Raw genomic sequence first — 811 nt, 5'->3', positions numbered from 1 at the left:
GCCGTTTCTGCCTTCACCCGTTCGACGATGCCTTCGTCCTTGAGAATGCGCAGGTTCTCCAACCCCACCGCTGCCGCCACCGGGTGGCCGGAATAAGTGAAACCGTGGTTGAAGTCACCATGCGCTTCGATCACCTCGAACACCTTGTCGCTGACKATCAGCCCGCCCATCGGCACGTAGCCGCTGGTAAGGCCCTTGGCAATGGTCATCAGGTCAGGCTTGAGRTCGTAGTACTGGCTGCCGAACCATTCGCCGGTACGGCCGAAACCGCAGATCACCTCATCGGCAACGAAGAGGATGTCGTACCTGGCGAGGATTTCCTTGATGCGCGGCCAGTAGGTCTCCGGCGGGATGATCACRCCGCCCGCGCCCTGGATCGGCTCGGCGATAAAGGCCGCCACATTGTCAACACCCAGTTCGAGAATCTTCTTCTCCAGTTGGTCGGCGGCCCAGATGCCGAATGCCTCCGGCGACTGCTCGCCGCCTTCACCGAACCAATAAGGCTGCGGGATATGCGCGATGCCCGGGATCGGCAGGTCGCCTTGCTCGTGCATGAACTTCATGCCGCCGAGGCTGGCACCGGCCACGGTGGAGCCGTGGTAGCCGTTGTCGCGACCGATGATGATCTTCTTGTTTGGCTGGCCCTTGCACGCCCAGTAGTGGCGCACCAGGCGCAACATGGTGTCGTTGCCCTCCGAGCCCGAACCGGTGAAGAACACGTGGTTCATGCCGGCCGGCGCCAGTTGGGAGATGGCATGGGCCAGCTCCAGCACCGGCGGGTGGGCAGTCTGGAAGAAGGTGTTGTAGAACG

The 811-nt window shown here is 62.3% G+C and carries 1 protein-coding gene; it reads right to left on the bottom strand.

The annotated features are described in order from the left end of the window. On the bottom strand, window positions 1-811 hold an 811-nt coding region (locus tag INS93_RS24585), incomplete at both ends, for an aminotransferase class III-fold pyridoxal phosphate-dependent enzyme (protein WP_192985859.1).

The organism is Pseudomonas sp. EggHat1, assembly GCF_014892995.1.
GTDB classification, from domain to species: Bacteria; Pseudomonadota; Gammaproteobacteria; order Pseudomonadales; family Pseudomonadaceae; genus Aquipseudomonas; species Aquipseudomonas chaetocerotis.
This window is presented reverse-complemented; position numbering and strand designations above follow the sequence as displayed.